The 17,148-nt window shown below is 39.0% G+C and carries 16 protein-coding genes and 1 pseudogene; 11 read left to right on the forward strand and 6 right to left on the reverse strand.

Annotation, left to right across the window (positions count from 1 at the left end; all coding sequences use genetic code 11):
* Window positions 1–22: 22 nt before the first annotated feature.
* The 3 genes from B5G52_RS19435 to B5G52_RS19445 form a co-directional block, all read right to left on the reverse strand.
* Window positions 23–2,278 (reverse strand): aminotransferase class V-fold PLP-dependent enzyme, encoded by a 2,256-nt coding sequence (locus tag B5G52_RS19435; protein ID WP_087534288.1) that lies wholly within the window; start codon window positions 2,276–2,278, stop codon window positions 23–25.
* A 114-nt stretch (window positions 2,279–2,392) separates the two neighbouring features.
* Window positions 2,393–3,475 carry an AI-2E family transporter gene (locus tag B5G52_RS19440; RefSeq protein WP_087534289.1) on the reverse strand — a complete coding sequence of 361 codons (1,083 nt, stop codon included), beginning with the start codon at window positions 3,473–3,475 and terminating at the stop codon, window positions 2,393–2,395.
* The gene (locus B5G52_RS19445; protein WP_087534290.1) at window positions 3,468–3,686 is read right to left on the reverse strand and encodes a hypothetical protein; all 219 of its coding nucleotides are present in this window, start codon (window positions 3,684–3,686) and stop codon (window positions 3,468–3,470) included. Before B5G52_RS19445 ends, B5G52_RS19440 begins: the two co-directional genes overlap by 8 nt.
* Before the next feature lie 137 nt (window positions 3,687–3,823).
* Here B5G52_RS19445 and B5G52_RS19450 point away from each other — a divergent pair, with 137 nt between their 5' ends.
* From B5G52_RS19450 to B5G52_RS19470, 5 genes are read left to right on the forward strand one after another with little or no spacing between them, the layout of a single operon-like run.
* The gene (locus B5G52_RS19450) at window positions 3,824–4,489 is read left to right on the forward strand and encodes a hypothetical protein (protein ID WP_087534291.1); all 666 of its coding nucleotides are present in this window, start codon (window positions 3,824–3,826) and stop codon (window positions 4,487–4,489) included.
* Window position 4,490: 1 nt separating this feature from the next.
* Entirely contained in the window at window positions 4,491–5,951 is a 1,461-nt protein-coding gene (locus tag B5G52_RS19455; protein WP_087534292.1) for a M48 family metalloprotease, read from the forward strand.
* A 53-nt stretch (window positions 5,952–6,004) separates the two neighbouring features.
* Window positions 6,005–6,352 (forward strand): arsenate reductase (glutaredoxin), encoded by a 348-nt coding sequence (arsC, locus tag B5G52_RS19460; protein WP_087534293.1) that lies wholly within the window; start codon window positions 6,005–6,007, stop codon window positions 6,350–6,352.
* A complete protein-coding gene (gene wrbA / locus B5G52_RS19465) occupies window positions 6,352–6,906 on the forward strand; it encodes an NAD(P)H:quinone oxidoreductase (protein ID WP_087534294.1) in 555 nt (184 codons plus the stop codon). The genes arsC and wrbA overlap by 1 nt, the downstream gene beginning before the upstream one ends.
* Window positions 6,903–7,355, forward strand: a complete 453-nt coding sequence (locus B5G52_RS19470) for a DUF2069 domain-containing protein (protein WP_087534295.1) — start codon at window positions 6,903–6,905, stop codon at window positions 7,353–7,355. The genes wrbA and B5G52_RS19470 overlap by 4 nt, the downstream gene beginning before the upstream one ends.
* Window positions 7,356–7,413: 58 nt before the next feature.
* Here B5G52_RS19470 and B5G52_RS19475 read toward each other — a convergent pair whose 3' ends face one another.
* Both B5G52_RS19475 and B5G52_RS19480 read right to left on the reverse strand, forming a co-directional pair.
* Window positions 7,414–8,751, reverse strand: coding sequence for an ankyrin repeat domain-containing protein (locus tag B5G52_RS19475; RefSeq protein ID WP_087534296.1), 1,338 nt, complete (start codon window positions 8,749–8,751; stop codon window positions 7,414–7,416).
* Between the two features lie 256 nt (window positions 8,752–9,007).
* A complete protein-coding gene (locus B5G52_RS19480) occupies window positions 9,008–9,595 on the reverse strand; it encodes a phospholipid-binding protein MlaC (RefSeq protein ID WP_087534302.1) in 588 nt (195 codons plus the stop codon).
* A 243-nt stretch (window positions 9,596–9,838) separates the two neighbouring features.
* Between B5G52_RS19480 and B5G52_RS19485 the strand changes: the two genes are divergently transcribed.
* Both B5G52_RS19485 and B5G52_RS19490 read left to right on the forward strand, forming a co-directional pair.
* Window positions 9,839–10,372, forward strand: a complete 534-nt coding sequence (locus B5G52_RS19485; RefSeq protein WP_087534297.1) for an acyloxyacyl hydrolase — start codon at window positions 9,839–9,841, stop codon at window positions 10,370–10,372.
* A gap of 51 nt (window positions 10,373–10,423) precedes the next feature.
* Window positions 10,424–10,573 (forward strand): DUF2897 family protein, encoded by a 150-nt coding sequence (locus B5G52_RS19490; protein WP_087534303.1) that lies wholly within the window; start codon window positions 10,424–10,426, stop codon window positions 10,571–10,573.
* A 51-nt stretch (window positions 10,574–10,624) separates the two neighbouring features.
* On the opposite strand, the pseudogene metE reads toward B5G52_RS19490, so the two are convergent.
* Window positions 10,625–12,888 (reverse strand): annotated as a pseudogene (metE, locus tag B5G52_RS19495) (5-methyltetrahydropteroyltriglutamate--homocysteine S-methyltransferase).
* 290 nt (window positions 12,889–13,178) lie between these two features.
* Here metE and B5G52_RS19500 point away from each other — a divergent pair.
* The 4 genes from B5G52_RS19500 to B5G52_RS19515 all read left to right on the forward strand — a co-directional run bounded on the left by B5G52_RS19500 (window position 13,179) and on the right by B5G52_RS19515 (window position 16,314).
* Entirely contained in the window at window positions 13,179–14,066 is an 888-nt protein-coding gene (locus tag B5G52_RS19500; RefSeq protein ID WP_058558405.1) for a LysR substrate-binding domain-containing protein, read from the forward strand.
* Window positions 14,067–14,119: 53 nt separating this feature from the next.
* Window positions 14,120–14,884 (forward strand): ElyC/SanA/YdcF family protein, encoded by a 765-nt coding sequence (locus B5G52_RS19505; RefSeq protein ID WP_087534298.1) that lies wholly within the window; start codon window positions 14,120–14,122, stop codon window positions 14,882–14,884.
* 100 nt (window positions 14,885–14,984) lie between these two features.
* Complete coding sequence (locus B5G52_RS19510) at window positions 14,985–16,013, forward strand: DUF3549 family protein (protein ID WP_087534299.1); 1,029 nt, start codon at window positions 14,985–14,987, stop codon at window positions 16,011–16,013.
* A 1-nt stretch (window position 16,014) separates the two neighbouring features.
* Complete coding sequence (locus B5G52_RS19515; protein ID WP_087534300.1) at window positions 16,015–16,314, forward strand: DUF3301 domain-containing protein; 300 nt, start codon at window positions 16,015–16,017, stop codon at window positions 16,312–16,314.
* Window positions 16,315–17,148 lie beyond the last annotated feature (834 nt).

Raw genomic sequence — 17,148 nt, forward strand, 5'->3', positions numbered from 1 at the left:
ACAGTACCTAACTGTGTCGATTTTAAACCAACGCCATACCACCATTTAAGTTATAAACCTGCTCAAAACCTAGCTGAGCAAGGTTCACTGCGGCTTGTTTCGAACGATTACCACTACGACATAATAAAATATAGCACTGTGATTTGCTCAATTGGCCATCACTTAAAGCATTTGCCATTCTGCTCAGTGGTATATTAATAACCCGTAGTTTGCTTATATCAAACAACGAAGGTAAGTCATTCGCTCCATGTTCATAAGGCTCGCGGGTATCAATCAAATATGCGTTTGTATTACTAAGTAAGTTTTTTGCGTGCGCAACATCTACTTGCAAAGGCGATGCAGTGTCTACTTGTGTCGCATAGCCACATAGATTTTCGAATTTCCCTTTGTCTTCAATATCACTGGTTTGCTTTTTGCGTGTGAACTCATTCATTGTTATGTGGTTTTTAACGAGATCAGCTAACAGCGGCGTTTGCTGTATTTGCGCCTGCCAAGTGATTGCAAAGCACTGCTGATAATCATGGCCTGAACAAATTATGCTATCAGGTGATAATCTTTGCTGCAGTTTATTGAGCGAGTCTGCCATTTGCATAGCATCTCCACCTTGTAAACAGGTATTACCCAGCCCAGCAGGTAAAAGTAAATCACCACAAAAACAATAGAGCACTTTCTTTGTTTTATTGCAGCGTAACAAATAACTTAAACTATCAACACTGTGACCTGGTGTTGCCAGCCGCTCTAACGTGGTCTGCATCAACTCGATAACCGACCCATCCGCTGGCCAACCTAATTGATCTGATCCACAAAAGTTTAAATGTGCTGAAAGAGAGGCTTTAAATAGCTCAACTGATGACATACGATCTTGATGTGCATGAGTGTCTAAAATGGCAACAACTTGAAGCTTTTGTGTAGTAACTATTTTTTCTAATCGCGGTAATAACTCTGCAATTGGATCTATTATTACTGCTTGGTGTTGGCTCGTAACATACAACCAGCAACATGCCCCTTGGTGACGGTACTGTGTTAAACCAAGTGCACAAGCTTCTTGCTGCGGTGATTCAGAATCTGACACGATTAAACAGTTTGCTTGCAAAATAGATTTAAGGGAGCGAATGCGCTCGCAAGCAAAATTAATATCCGTTTGCGTGGTGGCTGGTCCAAATGATAATCGTAAGGCATTTTCACTTTGCCAGTTAGACTTCCCCATTGCATCTAAAACAAAGCTTCTACTGGCTCCTGAACTACACGCTGAGCCACCGCTAATGCGTATGCCTGCTGCATCAAATAAGTCCATCACTTCTTTACTACTCAACTCATTAACAGAGAAGTTAAGCGTAGTGGGAACACTGTTTTCAAATTTATGATTGAATGTCAATTGACCAAATGTGTACTGTAGTGCATTGTGTAATTTTTCTCGATAATCATGCAATACGCTGAGTGGCTTAAACGTGTCATCTGTCTCATCTAGTAACAAATTAAACAGCTTATTAAGACCTGCGATCCCCGGTAAATTTTCAGTGCCAGAGCGCATACCGCTTTCTTGACCTCCCCCGGCAATAAATGGCGTATATGCACTGCCCTGACGAATATAGAGCACACCGATTCCTTTCGGAGCATATAATTTGTGCCCAGAAAACGGCGCATAGTCTATCGTTGTTGTACTGAGCTCTAATGCTGTTTTACCTAACGCTTGAACGCAATCAACCATCCATGCAACGTCCGTGTTTTTTGCACGAATGACTGCCTCTATTGCGGTTAAGTCTTGATAGACACCCGTTTCATTATTCACCGCCATGGTACAAATCATCAATGCTTTGTCGGCATGTTGTGCAATAAAATCTAAATCTAAAATACCCTCACTTGAAACGGGTATGGCAAGAACTTGCGCATTGATCCCTAAGACTTCATTCCAATGAATTAATGTATTTGGCACTGCTTTATGCTCAGTTGCCCCATAAAGTAAAACCGGTTTATCAATCGAGTGATTTTTTGCGGCTATTAGTGTAGAAACAACAGCCGTTTGAATACCTTCTGTCGCACCAGAGGTAAATAAAATATCACCATCATGCGCACCAATCACTGCTCGCGCTCGATTACGAGTTTGTTCTAATAAATGTTTGGCTTGAATACCAGTAATGTGCGAAGACGATGGATTACCAAAGCAAATTTGCATCGTATGAGAAACAACCTCTGCAATGCAAGGCAACACGGGCGTTGTTGCGTTTGCATCAAGGTAAATTTGTGATGTTGAATCAGTTGAAAGTAAAAGATCAGACATTAAAAAACGCACCATATTACTAAAAGATATATCTTATAACACATTCTACATAAATTTTATGTGCTGCGTAATAATCAATTCATCTCTATGGTGCGCTATCTATACCATTTAAGACTAAAGCTGTTGATTATGCTCAATCAGTTGCTCTTCTTGCTTGCTCGACCATGCATTAATTAGTGCCTTTACGAGTGAAGCGAGAGGGATCGCAAAAAACACGCCCCAGAACCCCCAAAGCCCACCAAAAAATAGCACCGCAACAATAATAAATACCGGGTTTAAGTCTACCGCTTCAGAAAACAACAACGGTACCAATACATTGCCATCAAGCGCTTGAATAATGCCGTATACAATTAAAATGGTCCAAAACTGTGTTTCTACGCCAAACTGGAACAACGCCACTGCTGCAACGGGGATTGTAACTAAAGCAGCACCTACAAAAGGGATCAGTACAGAAAAACCAACGAGCACACCAAGCAGTGCTGCATAACGAAGATCTAGGACTGTAAAAGCAATAAACGATGCCGAACCCACAATTAAAATTTCAAACACTTTGCCACGAATATAATTCATAATTTGCTGATTCATTTCGTGCCAAACCTGTAAAATCAAGCGACGCTGTTTAGGTATCAATTTTTCTGCGCTCGTTATTAATTCGAGTTTGTCCTTTAGCATAAAAAATACTAACAAAGGCACTAAAATCAAATAAATAAGCCAAGCAGCTACATCTTTAAGTGAGGTCAATGATGCAGAGAGCACGACTTGACCAAATTCAATTACTTTATTTTCAACATTAGCAACTACAGACTGCACTTGCTCTGCAGTAATGAGGCTTGGATAATCATCCGGTAATTGCAATAAAAATGCTTTACCTTGCTCTATCATGTGTGGAGATTCTTGTACTAGATTACTAGTCTGTTGCCACAAAACTGGACCCATCCCTATAATTAATGTCAGCATTACACTTGTAAACACCAGCATAACAAGAATTGTTGCGGTAAAGCGGCGTAACCCTAAACGCTCAAGATGAACAACAGGCCAATCTAATAAATAAGCAATCACTAACGCAACTAATACTGGCACGATCAATGAGCCAAAGAAGTAAAACAACGCCATAAGCGCAATTAATAAAAAAAGTAAGGTAACTGAGTGAGGATCTGAAAACTTTCGTTCGTACCAGATTTTTACATATTCAAACACGTAATGGCTCCACAAATAACAGCCCTAGCTGCGGCTCTAATTTGTATTGATAATGATGTTTTTGCAAAAAACGTTCTATATCTGACGTAGATTGCTCTATTGAAAAAATAAATTTAATCGGCCGCATGTTACAGTTTGCCTGTTTTAAGCCTAACTTAAATTGAATAAATTGCTGCGGACAATTATATGTTCGTAAATCGAATTCTAACATAACTCGCATTCTCCCAAGATAAAATGCACAAAAAGTCTCATTACGCTGGTCTGTTGCTGAGTGTATTTGAAATTTTTCTTAAAACCCGCAGCGCAATAGTTTATCCTTAGTAAATAAACTGTAGTAAGGATATATTCATGCCCGGGACGCATAATAAAGCGCTACTACCAAGTAATCCAACTTTAAAAGAGATTAACTGGTATAAAAAGCAAATAAATTGGGGTGAATTACCACCATTTTATCATATGGTTGCGTCTTCAGTTAGTGAATCTGAGGGCATCTTAGAGCATGGCTTTGATAACGCCGTTAAGCGCTTAATAGATAAACGCAATTGGAACTTAGACATACTCGAAGGCTTTGAAAATTCACTCGGTGAAATCCATTGTGATAAAAAACCGCGCATAGCTTTGCATCAAATTTTTACTGACCGAGGTTTTGAACTATGGGCGCTTCCCTACGCTAAGGAAGTTACAATAGATCAATATGTAAAAGATAACCGCTTTATGGAGTTTAAAGTATGGGATCCTGTCACCATGAAAAGCCTGATCCGAATAAATCAATTACATAAGTTTATCGGGTTTTATTTTGAACGTGGTGATAAGGCCGATAAAGCTTTGATCCTCCACGCTCACAAAACAGTACATAAAATTATTACTTTTTTACAAAGAGAATTGAACGTAGTAAAGCTCGATGGTGTCACAATAAAAGATTTCTACCAATTGTGTGAAAAAGACAGCCGTGCATGCAGTGATGAAATTGATATAGCAAAACTGATGCTTGGCGACACAATCAACAAGGAATAAAATGCGATTAAAATCAGCCTTTATCACCGCAATTAGTGCGTTGTTTACGATAAGCGTACTTAGCAGTGAGCCTTTAAAGGCACAAACTAACTTCAAACTACCAGATTTAGGTACTTCTGCATTACAAGCTTTACCACTTGAAAAAGAACAAGCGATTGGTGAAGTAATGATGATGCAAATTCGAGGTTCATCCCCCGTTATTAACGATCCTGTACTTGATGAATATTTAACAACCCTTGGTCGAAAGTTAGTGGCTAACGCTAATGATGTACGCTTCTCTTTTTCTTTTTTCTGGATCAATAACCCTGAGATCAATGCCTTTGCTTTTTACGGTGGTCATGTAGGTGTACATACAGGGTTAATGGCACAATCAGATAATGAAAGTCAATTTGCGTCCGTACTAGGCCATGAAATTGCTCACGTCACACAGCGCCACCTAGCTCGTAGAATTCAACAGCAGCAAGATAATAGCGCACTCACAATTGCGGGGATGATAGCCGGTATTTTAGCCAGCGTTGTATCGCCTGACGCAGGTATTGCTATTATTTCGGCAAACCAAACTCAAGCCGCCTTTAGCCAACTAACGCATAGTCGCTCAGCTGAACAAGAAGCGGATCGGATTGGTATGCAAACACTTAACAATGCTGGTTTTGACCCCTATGCATCGAGCGAATTTTTAACCAAACTTGCTGCTCAACTTCGCTACAAATATAAACCTCCAGCGTTCTTACTTACTCACCCACTCCCTGAATCTAGGGTATCCGATGTACGTTTGCGCGCACAACAATATGATAAACGTCAGTACCCGACTAGTTTAGAGTTTAATTTGGCAAAAAGCCGTGTGATTGCCCGCTATCATCATAAACCTAAAGATGCTGAAAATTTATTTAGAAAACTCATTAAAGACAATAATTTTTACAATACCACTGCACTTAAATATGGATTGGGAATTAGTTTACTTGATCAAAAAAAATTAGATGATGCAGCAGAGATATTAGAAGAATTACTTGCGTCGGATCCGAAAAACCTCTTTTACATTGATACTCATACCGATTTACTTATTGCCCAAAAAAAGGCTGACGAAGCAGTTAATTTTTTAGCGAAGCTGCACGACAATCGACCTAATAACCAAGTAATTACCTTAAACTACGCTAATGCGGCTTTAGAAGCAGAACAGTACCCTGTAGCAGAGCAGCTGCTAAAATCTTTTTTACTTGAAAAGCCAGATCATAACTTGGCGAAACAATTACTCGCTGATACCTACAAAAAACAAAATAACTTGGCTGCGTATCACGAAGCAAATGCTGATGTACTAGCCCAGTATGGTGCGTATTTAAAAGCGGCTGACGAAGTGCAAAAAGCGTTAAATTTTGTCGAGCCGCAAGAGCTGGTTAAACAACAGAGATTAAAAGCGTTACTAACACAATATAGGCAAATGCAAAAAGAACTCGCGAGACTTTAAGTCTCGCGTCAGTTGCCCTAAAATAGCCCCACTTTAGTTAAAGGATATTTATTATGTCAGTCTCTATTTATCATAATCCACGTTGTTCTAAATCTCGTGAAACACTTGCATTACTTGAAGAAAAGTCAATAACTCCAGACGTTATCGAGTACTTAAAAACGCCATTAAATGAAGCTCAACTAAAAACACTTATAGACCAATTAGGGTTTAATTCTGCTCGTCAGATGATGCGTACCAAAGAAGACATATACAAAGAGCTCAATTTAAAAGAGCAAACAAACGAAGATGCGCTTATCAAAGCAATGGTGCAAAATCCTAAATTAATTGAACGTCCTATTGTGGTTAACAACAATAAAGCAGCCATTGGTCGTCCTCCTGAAAATGTATTAAGCGTACTTTAATGCAACCAACTATTATTGTTCTTTACCACTCGAGCCACGGCTCTGTTGCAGCTATGGCACATGAAATTGCCGATGCCATTGAATTACAAGGCGGTACCGCCTTACTACGTACTTTTGTCGTTAAAAACCCTGAAGATATTGTTATCAGTAAAGAAGAACTAATAAGCTGTCATGGACTGGCCTTTGGTACTCCAACCCGGTTTGGCATGATGGCTTCGCAAGCGAAAACATTTTGGGAGACCACCAGTGATTTATGGCTAAAGGGTCAGCTGATTGATAAACCCGCTTGCGTGTTTTCATCGTCAAGTAGTATGCATGGTGGAAATGAAGCTACGTTATTGAATTTATCATTGCCACTTTTACACCATGGAATGATGTTGATGGGTGTCCCTTATGAAGTTCCTGAGTTGCTCGCAACACAATCCGGCGGTACCCCCTACGGTGCCAGCCATGTAGCTGGCTCAAGTAACAACGCCCAACTGAGTAAAGACGAAATCAAAATTTGCCAAAGTGTTGGCCAAAGACTGGTTAAAATCACGAGAAAATTACAATGACAACTGAAAAAACTACCAGCGTAGCTAAGAAGCCACTGACGATTCGATTTCAGCGTATAGCATTGTTTGGCTACTTTGGGCTTTTAATATTGATGCCAATATGGCTTTATTTAATAGCACCACGTGAAGGCCACAGTAATGGCTTTATTTTTGCTGTTTATATTCTACCTTTACTCCTACCTTTAAAAGGCATTTTACAAGACAAGCCTTATACGTATGCATGGGCAAACTTTATTGTCATGTTTTATTTCATCCATGGCTTTACATTATTATGGGTTGCTCAAGGTCAGCTTATCTGGGTATTACTGGAATTACTATTCGCAAGTGCCATGTTTATAGGGTGTACTTACTATGCTCGTCATCGAGGCCAAGAGTTAGGGCTTAAGATACGTAAGCTAAAAGAAGAGCTTGCAGAAGAGAAAGCCGCACATGAACACAACAAAGATTAATCCTAATTCCAAACAAAAAACGCGCTAAATAGCGCGTTTTTTTTGCACCTCTGCGAAGTTAAACTAATTCGCTTAAAGTTGCTAATGCAACAATACTGGCAAGCCCCAACTGAGCTATCAAGCTTAAAAAAGAGAAACAGCGCAACACAAATAGACCCCAAGGGTGTTTGATATGGGGATACAGCGCGCAGCGTTTTAAGCTCATTGCAAAAAAGAAGCAAATAATCGATAACATGGTAAGGCTTAATGTTAATTCACTTTTTATAGCAAGCGTTTCATCGAAAAAGAAAAACAACTGTAATGGTAATAATAAAGTGACAATGGCGTGTAATCCATGCACTTTTTTAATTCGTGCAAACTGCCCATCAGGTGAAAGCTCTTTTATACCAAAGTCTCGCTCTAAACATTTGACTAATTGCGTTGCTTTTATACTCACAGCTAAGCGGTAACAACTCAGCCCTTCGTTATTGCGTACTCGAAAGTCATACCCTGATTTAAGTAATAGCACCATGAGCGGTTCATTTTTAGCAACAACGGCATAATGCAATGCAGTATTTCCTAACTTATCCGCGAGTGTTTTATCTTGCTTATCGAGCAAGGTTTGAACTAAGTTTACATAACCTTTTTCTACCGCCCACATAAATGCGGTTTTGTCATTCTCGTCACTTAAGGTGCCTGTCGCACCTTGCTCAATAAAGCGCATAGCCATTGTTTGCTTTGCTGTATCAAAGCTTAAATGCGCCAATAAGGCTTGTTCTAATAAAAGCGCAGAATCTACATTAGGAGATACTTGGGTTAGCAAGGTGAAATAATCTTTGCCGCTTGCTACTTTTTCAGCGGCTAGCTCGCTTAAGCGCTCAATATCATTTACTGACTGAGGAATGAATTGACTAAAACGCTCTCTAAAATCAACTTCTTCCCATATTGCTAATGCATCCTCAGCACTAATTTTACTCCCTGTATTGAGTGCATGCTCAATAACCGTAAAATAGCGTTTAGTAAACAAATGGCCAATCAGTGAAAGCGGTGTATCAATAGCTGCCTGCGCTGCTATGCTGGCGTACTTTTCTAACCGCTGACACATTAATAGTACTAGGCTTTCAGGAGTATAGTCATTGTCGTAATAGTAATTTTTTGCTGCACTTATATAATGCTGTGCATCTTCATCGTATTCACTAATATGTTGAAAGAAACATTCTTCAAACGGTTCGAGTGGAGTTAACCATGTGAGGTAATAAATTGGGGGTAATACGGTGGTACAAACACCATCATCTTCTTCAGTGGAGCGACAAGCAGGCCACGCTTCTAAAGCGTCTAGAATAAATGCCCCATTCTGCTCAATAAGTCCTTTGACTAATAGCGGGTATTCTTTAGGCCAAATTAGTACATTTTCCATTAAATCAACACAACTCCAGTGTCTAAAATGCTCGGGGGATAAGTGAGTGCTAAGTTATAACAAGCTAAAACTGACACTGCGCTTAATACTCTTTAATACTTGTGCACAATAGAGTAATCGACTCAAATACACGAGGCTTATTCTAACATACCTTGATCCACGCGCTAGACTAAAGAGTGTGATTTTAAAAGAATAATAGAAAACGACAAACTAGTAACGTAGCTTGTCGTTTTAGGTTGGAGACTTACTTAAAAAGTTATTTTTTACCCAATTCTGTTGTCACTTGCGCCAACCCAACTGCTGAAATTCGCTGGATGACTTCTTTTTGTTTTGCACTTAGTAATGAGATCCCTTCAGCGACAATATCGTACACTTTCCAGCTACCATCTTTACTTTGACGTAACTTAAAATGTAAATCAATTGTTGGCGCGCTGGTGTCTATGATCTGTGTTTTGACCGTAGCGAAATCACCAGAAATCACATTTGTATCATCTTCAAATTTAATTTTTTGTCCAGTGTATTTCATTAACGCACCGGCATAAGTTGCACTCAAGTAATGTTCAACTGAAGAAATAAACGCACTCGCCTGCGCACGATCAATTCCTTTAATATGTTTACCTAGTAATTTATATGAGACAAACTTCACATCCATATGAGGCATCAAATATTTATCTACAACAGCAGTCATTTCACTTTTACTTGCCGTTCCTTGATTATTTACTTTACTGATCTCACTAAACAACTGATCTCCCACTTGAGTTAAGAGCTGTACCGGTGATTGCTTAGCAACTGCAAAAAGGGAACTACTAAAAAATAATGTAATAATAAATAGATAGTGCTTCATTGAAATCATTGTGTGTCTCCTCTATGTGTGAGTGGGTAATTTACCTGTTTTGTATGCTTACAAAAAGAATCTAAATGGCACATTATTAATGGCAAATTCGCACCAATCAAAATATCTCTTCATAATCAGGTTGTTACTTCTTCAAATATCTAATTGCAGAGGGAAAGTGTTTTTTAGTCGCTTGAATTCATACTAATCATACCCCTATTTTGTAAATATCAATTACATCTATGGACGCTTCTAATGACTTACAAACAAGTATTTAGATATATTTTTATGGTATTAACTTTTATAGCTAGTACTAACAGCTTTGCACTATCAAATCATGGTTATGCCCTCGATTACGTCCAAGGCGAAGGAGACGTTAAAGGGCTAAAACTAGCCTACCAATACCATGCTCCACAACTTCAATCTATTTTGAAAAATAGCCATGTTTATTTAGAATCTAGTATCAACATTTGGGAATACGGTGCTGAAAATAAACATCAAACTAACTTGGTGTTAGCGATATCGCCAGTACTCCAATATCCTATAGGGCACATCAAAAACATACCTATATCTATAGAAGCAGGAATTGGATTTTCTCTTATTGACGATACTTACTTTGCAAGCAAAAATGTAAGTACACACTACCAGTTCGAAGACAGAATTGGCTTTGTTGCCGAGTTTGGCGATGTGACGACAGCTTTACGCTACCTGCATTACTCAAACGCAGGTTTTAAACGCCCTAATCCTGGACTCGATTTTATTTCCTTATCATTGTCTAAACGTTTTTAAGAATAATAATATTTGCTATACTCGGCGCTACAGTCGCTCATTGAGAACAAAATGCAAGTTTGGCATATACTCATTATTATTTTGGTGCTTGCCATCATAATAGGAAATGTTTTACTGATAAAACATTCGGCAAAAATGGAATTAAAAAAACCGAACGATAAAGAAAGCGCAAGCTCAAAGAAGGAAAAAAGCCCTAACTAAATTTGTTAAGGCTTTATATCGTAGGCAATGCCTTTTACGAATGAATATTGGTTATTGCAATTCTTTCCGTAACTCTTTAGTCGCTTTAACCATATTATCAATGGCTTGGCGCGTTTCTTCCCAACCACGGGTTTTTAAACCGCAGTCTGGATTCACCCATAAACGTTCAACTGGTATTTTACGTGCAGCTTTATGAATTAGCGCTTTTATCCATGCGATATCAGGTACATTTGGAGTATGAATATCATAGACTCCAGGTCCAATGTCATTTGGGTAATCAAAATTTTCAAATGCGGCCAACAATTCCATATTAGAACGAGATGTTTCAATAGTGATCACATCCGCATCCATATCTGCAATCGCGGCTATAATGTCATTAAACTCCGCATAACACATATGAGTATGAATTTGAGTTTCATCTTTTACGCCACTGGCTGAGACTCTGAATGCATAAGCTGCCCATTCCAAATACGCTTGCCACTGACTTTCTTTTAATGGCATACCTTCACGAAATGCAGGTTCATCTATTTGAATAATATCAATACCTGCATTTTGCAAATCAACAACTTCATCACGCAATGCCAGTGCAATTTGATTGGCAATCGTTGCTTTATCTAAATCATCACGTATAAATGACCAAAACAAAATAGTGATCGGCCCTGTTAGCATACCTTTCATTTTTTTACTGGTCAGTGACTGCGCATAGTATGACCACGCAACCGTCATGGCTTTTTCCCGTGACACATCCCCCCAAATCACTGGAGGCTTAACACAACGAGAACCATAACTTTGTACCCAACCAAACTGGGTAAAAGCAAACCCTTCGAGTAATTCACCAAAATATTCAACCATATCATTACGCTCAGCTTCACCGTGTACTAATACATCTAAATCCAAAGCCTCTTGTTCTTCTACTGCATAACGAATTTCTGCTGCCATTTGATTTTGATAGTCATCGGCCGATAACCTACCCCTTTTAAAGTCACGACGAGCTTTGCGGATTGCTTGTGTTTGCGGGAATGAGCCTATCGTAGTAATGGTAAATTCAGTGCTGCGCGTTGCTTTTTCATACGTTGAGAAAATACACTCTGACGTTTGCCATCATGTACTGTTAACGCACTTACTCGTTGCTGTACCACAGCATTATTGACACGAGTAGATGTTAAACGTGCTTTTACAGGAGCTGAATATGCAATGAGTTCGCTATTGTCATTATTTTCTAAAGCAACGTTTAATAATGACAACTCTCGGCCTTTTTGTTTTGCAAATGCAAGCCATGAGCGTAATTCATCATCAAGCTTTTCTTCCTGATCTAAATCGACAGGCGTATGTAATAGCGAACAAGATGGTGCCAACCATAAATTATTACCGCGCCTTGCTGCTATATCTTTCACATTATTAAAAACAGTAACTAGATCTGCACGCCAAACATTACGTCCATTTATAACACCCAATGACAAAACTTGATTTAAATTCAACAAGTTATCTAACTCAGCGATATCAACCGTGGTGGCAACACAATCAAAATGCACACCATCGACAGGGTAAGCTGCAATGTCATCATAATAAACAGTGACTGTGTCAAAGTAGCTAGCAAGTAACAATTTCACCCCTTGCCCCGCAAGAGCATTAAAACTGATCCTTAATGCATTGCGATAATTATCCGCCAGCTCAAGACCAAGAATAGGCTCATCGATTTGTACCCACTTAACACCTTGCTGTGCTAGCTTTGCTAATACTTGTTGATAAACAGGCAATAACCTTTGCAGTAGAGTTAATTTATCAAATTCTTGGCCAGCACATTTAGCTAAATAAAGGTAAGTTACAGGACCGATTAATACAGCTTTTGCATTATGACCTAAAGCGTGTGCTTGAGAAACATGCTCAAATAACTCAGTCCATGTTAATTTAAACTGCTGATCAAAACTCAGCTCCGGCACGATATAATGATAGTTAGTGTTAAACCACTTCGTCATTTCGCTCGCTGCGCAGGAACATCCTGTTGGTGCTCGACCACGACCAATACGAAAGACTGTATCAAGATCAACGTTGCCATTAGCGGTTTGATGACGTTTAGGGATCGCACCTAGTAATAAAGAGGTGGATAACACATGATCATACCAAGCAAAATCACCAACAGGTACTAAATCAACGCCAGCATCCGCTTGAATAGCCCAGTTTTCTGCTCGGATAATTTTACCTTGTTCAAGTAACTCTGTTTGGTTAATTTCACCTGCCCAATACGATTCTATTGCAAATTTTAGTTCTCGTTTCTTACCTATACGAGGAAAACCTAAGTTATGTAATTGTGCCATGCTATAAACACTCATTTAGATGTTTAGATGGCCAAAAAATACATTTATTCTTCATATCATACAATTGATGCTTCCTCAGTTTAAACTTGAGGTAAATTCATGAAAATATTTATCAAAATAACAAAAAACACAATGATAACGCTGTCAAAAAATATAGTATAGTAACATTGTAAATATCACGTAAAAAAAGCTACTAGGCATAGCCATCCAGACGTTGAAACATCTCAATTAAAAGCGTAGTATGTCTAAAATCTGAGTGAACCTCACTTTTCCCATGAGAATTATTAAAGATGATTGATGTAAAACACTTGAAGACCATTGCCACATTAAAAGAAACCGGTTCTTTGGTGAATACCGCCCGTGAGCTTTTTTTAACTCAGTCCGCTTTATCTCACCAGATCAAAGATTTAGAGAATAAGCTAGATTGTCAGTTATTCGAACGCAAAACCCAACCTGTGCGTTTTACGCCGCAAGGTATGTTGCTGTTAGAATTAGCAAATGAAGTACTGCCAAGAGTTGAGGCAACCAAGTGCCGTTTAAAAGAAAGCTTAAATCAGCCAATTTCACAGCTGCGCTTAAGTGTAGAATGCCACGCTTGCTTTCATTGGTTACTGCCAACCATTAAAGAATTTAATAATTTTTGGCCTGATATTAAAGTCGATTACGAACGTGGTTTTAGCTATGACGCCATTCCAGATTTACTAAATGAAGAACTAGATTTAGTCTTAACTTCGGATATACGTGAACCTGATAAGCTTGAATACGCACATCTTTTTGATTTCAAGTTAAAGTTAATTGTCGCACCAGATCACGAACTGGCTAAAAAAGCTTATGTCACAGCATTAGACTTAAAAAACGAAACTATTATTTCTTATCCAATTCCTCGTGAGCGTCAGGATATATTTAAGCATTTCATCCAAAATGCACGATTTGATGGCACACTCAAAAATGTTGACCAAGGGCTGTTAATTTTCCAATTAGTAAGCGCAGGGATGGGTGTTGCAGCATTACCCGATTGGCTGGTAACCCCCTATGAAAGCCAAGGGTTAATAAAATCAATTCCCCTAGGCGCACTAGGGCTTACTCGTCCAATGTATTTGGCGATGAAGAAGAATATGAAAGACAACCCCGTTTATCGTCATTTTTTAAATACCTGTAAACTAAATAACGGTCGATAATCTCAAGTATTCACAGTAGCATAGACACAAATTTTGTTAATAATGCTACTGTGATGTTTGAATTTAAAAAAATTATCGGCGCAATGCTGATGCCCCTCCCTTTATTAGGTATTGCTTGTGTTGTTTGCCTATGCATGACTTTTCGCAGCAATAAAGTACTTTCACTTATTGGCTTACTAGCGATAAGCTGCCTACTTTTGATCAGCACACCTTTTTTTGCCCAAAAAATTATTTCACCCGATACACAATTACATTATGCTTTTGACGTTAATAAACACACAACCCTTGATAAAATTGTGGTACTTGGATGTGACATTAACCCAAACCCACACTTAACAGCCAACAGTCAGCTCGGTAATTGCGCCAAAAGCCGCTTAGTTGAAGGACTACGTTTAGCATACAAGTACCCAAATTCACAGCTTATTGTATCTGGTGGAGGTATAGGTAAAGTCACAAATAGTAGTTTAATGCGTCAAACTGCTATCAGCTTAGGTGTCAATGCAACTCGCATTAAGCAAAATCCATCTGCAATGGATACTGCAGATGAAGCCAAATTATTAGCACCTGCACTCGTAGATTTCAAGGTTGCGTTAGTAACCTCAGCGAACCACATGACCCGAGCCAAAAGTTTATTTAACGCCCAAGGTATAGAAATTATTCCTGCAGCAACTGATTACTATGACTTTTCAGCATGGCCGATACATAAACAGTTTATTCCCAGTGCTGGCGTATTAAAAGCGGTTACCAGTCAGTGGCATGAAGTAATTGGTAAAGCATGGATTTCATTACGGCGCTGGCTTGACCCTGAAGCACTGTAGCTAAAGTTATACTCTTATGTAGAAATATTTGTGCTGTTCCCTCAAAAGCTGCTATGAAGTATAATTTGCTTTATATAGTGGTATAAATTTTGAGAACATAATGACTGAGCAGTTAGCAACTTTAGGCCAGCTCCTTGATGGAGCTGGTACACAATGGCGTGCGTTTGATATTGGCAGGCACATTACAAAGTTTGAGAAAAAACAGTTTAACGCCATTGAACAAGCACAAATCCCCTACCCATACCCACTTGCTGGCCATGCTTGGATTGCTATCCAATTTTGGGACAGTGCAGCCAGTAAAGAACCATATGTATGGTTTTTAAAGTTCCCTGTAGATGAACAAAGTAAGCTTGTGTGTGCAAGCCGTGATCATTTTGCCAATATGGTTATTGAAGCGTTAGGCAATGATCTCACTGGTGAGCAAGCTGATGGCAAACTTGATAACAACCCTTATGTTTTTACCCCTAACGCTAATAAACTAGCGGCATTCAACGCACAACTAAAAGTACTCCTTAGGCAACCTGCCTCTGAGTATTATGAATACTCACAGCTTTATTTCAGTGGAAAACTCGGTTTTGATAATTGGCAAAGTGTGGCTGTGCAAGGTATTGCTGACTTTGCGTTACGTTTGGATGACGATGCAAATCTATCAAACTTGCAAAAAGCATGGCCGTATTTACCCCCTGAAGTATTACAGCCCCTAAGTGCTATGCTTGAGCATGTTCAAATCCCAGCAAGTCTATCTGAGCAGCTTTTAGAGCACGCTGAAACAGCTATTGAGCATAAAGATACTCTTTCATTGATTTGCGCGCTGAGGGCCATGTCAAAGTCCCAAGCAAAAGGTTTAACCGCCAAGCTTGTAGACGAAGTTTTAGTATCAGAAATCGCAACTGATTCAGACGTCTTACTTACAATTGCCGGGCGCTGCTTTACGCTACTAGAAGACCCTGAACGCTTACATCTTTTTATGGATAATTGCGCTCACCATCAAGTAATTGATGAGCTTTTCCCAAGTATTTTTGCTGACTTAGTTGCAATCCCGAGTATTCGCCCGCATCTATTAGGTTTATTACGAAAAGAAAACCGCAGCGAAAAGCTCGCTCGCGCAATTGGAAGGTTATTCTCTTAACATGGCAAGCTTATGGACATTCATTATTATTGGCAGTGTAATTTATCTGTTTTGGCTTAATCGAAAAATAGCTGAAGCAGCAAACGCACACGCTAAGCGTCAAACCGACCAACTACAGGTTCAATTAATGAGTGTCGCCTGCACTAAACGTCGTTTTGGACTTTTGAAAAATGGCAAGCCGGGTGTAAAAAGTGAGTTCATGTTTGAATTTTCCAGTGATGGCCAAAGCGCATACCAAGGGGCTTTGTTTATGGAAAACGAAATGCTGAAAAGCGTTGTCGTGCCACCGCATAAGATCTAGTTAGAAAGTTAGAAAGTTAGAAAGTTATTTTAGATAAATCTTAATTAAAAGCAACGCCAGAAACTAAGGCGTAACTTATAGTTACGCCCCAATCTGACTTCATCCATAATCAGGCATCCATACCTACGCCGAAGCGACCTTTTTTATCTTTCCCCTGAACGGGTATACATCCCAAATACACCCTCACATCGCATCTATGCGATATCCTACACGTCCTAGTGTTATCCTCTAGCCATCTTTGACTGTCCTGCGCCTCCAGGCACTCCTATTACTTCCTGTAATATAATCCCTTGGTTATTCCTTTTCATTAGCTCCGCTAATGCTCTGCATCCTGGCAGTTTCCTATACCTTCCTTGTCATCCATGAAATCTTATCCATTTGGCATCTTGCCTAGCTTCTTGCTAATTTGCCATATTCCACTTCCTTGGCAGCAGCTCAATCATTGAGTCTGTATCGTCTTGATGAAATAAAGTTTACGTTAATACTGACTTAGAGATAGTGATAAATAGTAATTATTTTCATGTAATATTTTTGCAAAAAAAGAAAAGAATCATAAAACCAACAACTTACAGATTTAATATCAATATATAATTGAATTATAAGTGATAATGCGTACAGCAATGTACGATATATCGCACACTGTAATTTCCAATATACCGTTTAAGCTATAACTCCAATGTATTCAATGAAAACATAGCGGCTTTTGTAAATTCAGCAGAGGTACCATCTTTCTTAAGATATAAAAAGTTTGCTATGTAGAATGTCTGATCAGAGACGAAGATAGCCCTTTGCATAAAGGCGCAGGTCATACCAAACACATTTAATTGATGATCT

Source organism: Pseudoalteromonas sp. A601 (assembly GCF_002165575.1).
Lineage (GTDB): Bacteria > Pseudomonadota > Gammaproteobacteria > Enterobacterales > Alteromonadaceae > Pseudoalteromonas.